Annotated in this window: 4 protein-coding genes and 1 pseudogene; 2 read left to right on the top strand and 3 right to left on the bottom strand. The window is 47.3% G+C overall.

Going from position 1 to position 5,477, the window contains the following annotated elements:
* The 3 genes and pseudogenes from ACTHUE_RS10285 to ACTHUE_RS10275 form a co-directional block, all read right to left on the bottom strand.
* Positions 1 to 274, bottom strand: a pseudogene (locus ACTHUE_RS10285) (META domain-containing protein); the annotation flags it as partial.
* Positions 275 to 307: 33 nt separating this feature from the next.
* Entirely contained in the window at positions 308 to 1,177 is an 870-nt protein-coding gene (locus tag ACTHUE_RS10280; protein ID WP_141744538.1) for a hypothetical protein, read from the bottom strand.
* Positions 1,178 to 1,243: 66 nt separating this feature from the next.
* Positions 1,244 to 2,401, bottom strand: coding sequence for a trans-sulfuration enzyme family protein (locus ACTHUE_RS10275; RefSeq protein WP_039862178.1), 1,158 nt, complete (start codon positions 2,399 to 2,401; stop codon positions 1,244 to 1,246).
* 178 nt (positions 2,402 to 2,579) lie between these two features.
* On the opposite strand from ACTHUE_RS10275, the gene folE2 reads away from it, so the two are divergent.
* Together folE2 and dsbD are read left to right on the top strand one after the other, a co-directional pair.
* The gene (gene folE2 / locus ACTHUE_RS10270; protein ID WP_004519889.1) at positions 2,580 to 3,353 is read left to right on the top strand and encodes a GTP cyclohydrolase FolE2; all 774 of its coding nucleotides are present in this window, start codon (positions 2,580 to 2,582) and stop codon (positions 3,351 to 3,353) included.
* A gap of 218 nt (positions 3,354 to 3,571) precedes the next feature.
* Complete coding sequence (gene dsbD, locus ACTHUE_RS10265; RefSeq protein WP_070695637.1) at positions 3,572 to 5,377, top strand: protein-disulfide reductase DsbD; 1,806 nt, start codon at positions 3,572 to 3,574, stop codon at positions 5,375 to 5,377.
* Positions 5,378 to 5,477: the final 100 nt, after the last annotated feature.

Raw genomic sequence — 5,477 nt, 5'->3', positions numbered from 1 at the left:
CTTGAAACATCATACCGTTGCAACCCATATTGCCATAAGCCTTAGGCATTTTGCTGAAATCCAAATAGGCGTTTTTATCTGCCAATTCTTTTTCAGTGAATTTATTGAAAGCGACAACACGCCATTTAGCGGCTAAAGTAGGCATTTTCATTTGCTTTGATTCAGATGATTTGCTAGAAGAAATATGTGGCTGACTTGATAAAGGCTTATCGGCAGGCGTAGAACAAGCAACCAATACAAATGCACCAATCATTGCTGAAATAAGGGTTTTCATGACTCATCCTTTTTTAGAAATCTTCTTTATCGTCTAACTGTACACCAAACGGACAACGGCTTTTTTACTATCCGCATCAAAAAATAGGTACAACTCATCGCAACCATATTCCTGAAATTTATATCCGCTCAAATAGCCGACATAAGAAAAAACTTTTCCATCATCTCGTTTGGGTGTATCCACTAAATTACCGTACTCTTCTTGGAACATTCCATCAATATGGTTAAAACCTTCTTCCAACATACCCTCTGATAATCCGCCGGCATCCTCAATCAAATCTCTATCCAACCCGTCATCCTGACATTGTGAATCTGCAGCTTCCTTCAATGCAACCAATTCTTCCAAAGTATATTTACTGTCCAGCTCAATGGGTACATATCCCTGAAGGAATTTTCCATATTTCAGATACAAATTTTTGATGGCATTAAAACAAAGATGATTGATTCTATATACGTTTTCTAATTCTTCCTGCGTATCCTGCCGATAAATATGCGGCGTTTTATACCAAGCTGCCTGATCAAAACTCATACCCTGTTTTTCCGCAATCTTTTGCGCCTGTTCCATTATTCTGGTTTTAATTTCAGACGGCATTTCCTTGTTTTCCAAAATAAAAAAATGCCAATCGCCATTAAATCGATATTTACCGTTCTCATCGACATCAAAACAAATACTGTCCTCAAAATTATAGCGGTCATGAAATGCCGATGTATGCTCACCTACGCAACCCGAATGAATTTCCGCAGGCTGGACGAAATGTATCCAAAACTCTTCACTATCAGGACGTATAAATTGAAGATTAAGCGAACAAATGGGTAAAAAATGTTTCGCGTGTCGCTCTATCTCTTCAGAAAAAACTTCTTCCGGAGAGGGGAATGGACGAATAAATTTTTCAGGGATATTCATCTTAATCACCATAATTTAAAGGCCGTCTGAAAAACTATCCACCTTCAGACGGCCTTTAAGCCTTATTTACAAAGTCGTATCCAATGCTTTGGAAATATCGTTCCAAATATCGTCCACATCTTCGATACCGACAGAGAAACGCAGCAGGCCGACTTTGATGCCCATTTCCATTTTCACATCATGCGGCACGCCGCTGTGGGATTGGGAATAGCAATGGTTGACCAAACTTTCCACTCCGCCAAGGCTAGAAGCCATTTTGACCAGTTTCATGTTTTTAATCACACTATTGGCCGCTTCACGCGTGTCGTTTTTGAGGTAAACCGTAACCACGCCACCGATGCCTTTGGGCATTTGTGCTTGGGCGAGTTCGTAATGTTCGTGAGACGGCAGGCCGGGATAGAACACTTTTTCAATGGCAGGATGGGCTTCCAAACGGCGCGCGATTTCGAGTGCGTTTTGGCAATGGGCGTTCATGCGTAGAGCCAGTGTTTTAATACCGCGCAACACCAGCCAACAATCCATCGGACCTGCAATCGCGCCGGTATGCACCATCATGTCGTGCAAAGGCTGCGCCAGCTCTTTGGTTTTGGCAACGACTACGCCCATCAGTACGTCCGAATGGCCGCACAAATATTTGGTAGCGGAATGGAACACAAAATCACAGCCCATATCCAACGGCTGTTGCAGATACGGCGTGGCAAAGGTGTTGTCGATGCCGACCAGCGCACCGGCTGCTTTGGCTTTCGCGGCAAGCGCTTTGATGTCCACCAAGCGCAAAAGCGGATTGGACGGCGTTTCCAGCCAAACCAGTTTGACATTGTGCGCTTTAAGCAGCTCGTCCAGATTATCCGGATTGCCCAAATCGGCAAAAACAACGTTCACACCCCATTTTTGATAAACATCGACCAATAAATCATAAGCGCCGCCGTAAATATCGGCGACTGCGACAATGGTATCGCCCGGGCGCAGGAAAGTACGCCATACGGCATCAATCCCCGCCATACCGCTGGAAAACGCAAAGCCGGCCACACCGTGCTCCAAATCGGCAACGGTATCTTCCAAGACCTGTCGGGTCGGGTTGCTCAGGCGCGAGTAGCGGTAAGGCACATTTTCGCCAATCTCGTGCAACGCGAACATACTGTTTTGATAAATCGGCGGCATCAGCGCACGGTTGTGTTCGTCGCAATCGTAGCTGGAATGGATGGCTTTCGTGGCGAATTTCATTGGGTCTCTGCCTATATAGATGTGAATAATTGAAGATTTTATCACTATCTGAAAAATAGAAACAATCAATGCAGGCGGATAAAGCAAGTGATATAATCTCGCATTTGCAAATCGGCCGACACGAGCCGACTCCCTCCACACGCATCTCAACAATCCTATCATGAAGGACATACCACGCATGAACGCCATTGCAGACGTGCAATCCAGCCGCGATTTACGCAACCTGCCGATTAATCAGGTCGGCATCAAAGACCTGCGCTTTCCAATCTCCCTCAAAAGCAAAGAAGGCGAACAATCCACCGTCGCCCGCCTGACCATGACGGTTTTCCTGCCTGCCGACCAAAAAGGCACGCATATGTCGCGCTTTGTCGCCCTGATGGAAAAACAAACCGATGCTTTGGATTTCGATACGCTGCACAAGCTGACCGCCGATATGGTTGCCCTGTTGGATTCCCATTCCGGCAAAATCAGCGTTACCTTCCCGTTTTTCCGCAAGAAAAGTGCGCCCGTCTCCGGCATCCAATCGCTGCTCGACTATGATGTTACCCTGACCGGCGAAATCAAAAACGGTACATACAGCCACAGCCTGAAAGTGATGGTTCCGGTTACTTCCTTGTGTCCGTGTTCCAAAGAAATTTCCCAATACGGCGCGCACAACCAACGTTCGCATGTGACGGTCAGTCTTATTGCAAACGCGGATGTAGGCATTGAAGAAATCATCGATTACGTCGAAGCACAGGCAAGCTGCCAGCTCTACGGTTTGCTCAAACGCCCTGACGAGAAGTATGTAACGGAAAAAGCATACGAAAATCCGAAGTTTGTCGAAGACATGGTTCGTGATGTGGCCACGGTGTTAATTGCAGACAAACGCATCGAATCATTCGTCGTCGAAAGCGAAAACTTCGAATCGATACACAACCATTCCGCTTACGCTTATATCGCTTATCCTTAAAAGCCGAGCAGAATAAAAACAAAGGCCGTCTGAACATTTCAGACGGCCTTTGGCATAGATTGAACGATAACATGAGACTATCGGTCATATATGGGCAACTCTATTTCGATATAATTCAAAAGCATTAGATTTCTCTCGCAATATTTAACATAAATTAAGCCGATTGTTTTTTCCATCATTTATAATGACGGTTCCTCAACGGCAACTCCGTAGATACTATGAAAAAATTCCTTTATTTCCTCATTGCATTTTTAGGCTTGAGCAGCTTCGCATTCGCAGTAGATGCCAATGATTTACTGCCTCCAGAGCAAGCCTTTGTACCTCAAGTCAATGTAACCGACCAAGGCATCAGCGTGCAGTTCAAAATCGCCGACGGCTACTATATGTACCAGTCCAAAATCGTTGCAGCGACCAATCCTGACAAAATCCTAGGCGAACCCAAATTCAGCAAAGGCGAAGAAAAAGAAGACGAATTCTTCGGCAAACAAACGGTTTACCACCATACCGCACAGGTTGACCTGCCTTACAAACAAGCCGCACCGCAATACAAACTGACGCTGACTTATCAAGGCTGTGCCGAAGCCGGTGTATGTTATCCGCCTGTGGACACCGAGTTTGACGTAAAAGGCAACGGGGTTTATCAGCCGCAAAGCGATGAGCCGGTTTCTGCCAAAGACCGCTTTTTACAACCGTCCGCCTCTTCAGACGGCCAAATGCCAACGCAACCCAGTACAAACAATCCCGACAGCAGCCGCTTCAAGCTCTCTTGGGATACTTTAAACGCCAACCTGTTGGCGTTTTTTGTCGCAGGTTTAGGCTTAAGCTTTACCGCCTGTATGTATCCGCTCCTGCCGATTGTTTCCAGTATTGTCGTGGGCGATAAAAAAGCCGGCAAAGGCCGCGCGTTTACCTTGTCTATGGTATATGTACAAGGCTTGGCATTGACCTATACCTTGGTCGGCGTGATTGCCGGTTTGACCGGTGCGCTGTTGACCGTATGGCTGCAACAGCCTTGGGTCGTACTTGCCGCCGCCGCGCTGATGGTGGTACTGGCTATGTCCATGTTCGGCCTCTTCAATATCCAACTGCCCAACTCCGTCCAATCCTATTTCCAAAACCAAAGCAACAAACTCTCCGGCGGCAAAATCATTTCCGTCTTCATCATGGGTATTTTGTCCGCCCTGATTGTCGGCCCTTGCGTTGCGCCTCCGCTGGCATTTGCTTTGGGCTATATCGGCCAGACCGGCGATGCCGTATTGGGCGGTCTTGCGCTTTATGTCTTGGCACTCGGCACCGGCGTGCCGCTCATCATCATCGGTACATTCGGCGGCCATATCCTGCCTAAAGCAGGCGACTGGATGAACGGCATCAAATACGCATTCGGCTTCATCTTGCTGGCTGTTGCCGTATACCTTGCTACACCGCATCTGCCTTATTTCGCAGTAGTCAGCCTCTACACCTTGCTGATGATTGTTCCCGCCCTTATGCTTTTAGCGAAATCCGGCAAACAAAAAGGCCGTCTGAAAACGGTTGCCGCCGTATTGGGCTTTTTACTGCTGATTGGCGGCTCATGGTTTGGCTGGCAAAGCCTCAATAAACAAACCACCGCCCTCCACCACTTCTTAACGCTGGTTCCGCCATCCGAAGCCGGACAAGAAACCGACCACGGCAAGATGTTTACCGATGTCAGCGAACTCAAAGCCGCTATGGATGCCGCCTTGAAAGCCGATCCAAGCAAGCCCGTGCTGATTGATTTCTACGCCGACTGGTGCGTATCCTGCAAAGAAATGGCCGCCTACACGCTCAACCAACCGCAGGTACACGAAGCGGTCGATATGCAGCGCTTCTTCCAAATCGACGTAACTGCCAACACTCCCGACCATCAGGCCTTACTGAAAGAATACGGCCTCTTCGGTCCTCCGGGCGTGTTTGTTGTCCGCGCCGACGGCAGTCATAGCGAAGCCTTATTAGGCTTTGTCAAACCCGATGCCTTCATCGAATGGTATCGCAAAAACGAGAAATAGCCGTCTATAAAAAGGCCGTCTGAAAACAGATTTTCAGACGGCCTTTTCTTATGTTTAAAAATTAAAATTCATCTTGAGCCCAACGCGTAGAACGCAAAAT

The sequence above is a fragment of the Neisseria sp. P0021.S005 genome (assembly GCF_051956955.1).
This window is presented reverse-complemented; position numbering and strand designations above follow the sequence as displayed.

Coding starts and splice junctions, on each gene's coding strand:
- ACTHUE_RS10280 (WP_141744538.1), bottom strand. CDS start 1,177: ATGAATATCCCTGAAAAATTTATTCGTCCATTCCCCTCTCCGGAAGAA.
- ACTHUE_RS10275 (WP_039862178.1), bottom strand. CDS start 2,401: ATGAAATTCGCCACGAAAGCCATCCATTCCAGCTACGATTGCGACGAA.
- folE2 (WP_004519889.1), top strand. CDS start 2,580: ATGAACGCCATTGCAGACGTGCAATCCAGCCGCGATTTACGCAACCTG.
- dsbD (WP_070695637.1), top strand. CDS start 3,572: ATGAAAAAATTCCTTTATTTCCTCATTGCATTTTTAGGCTTGAGCAGC.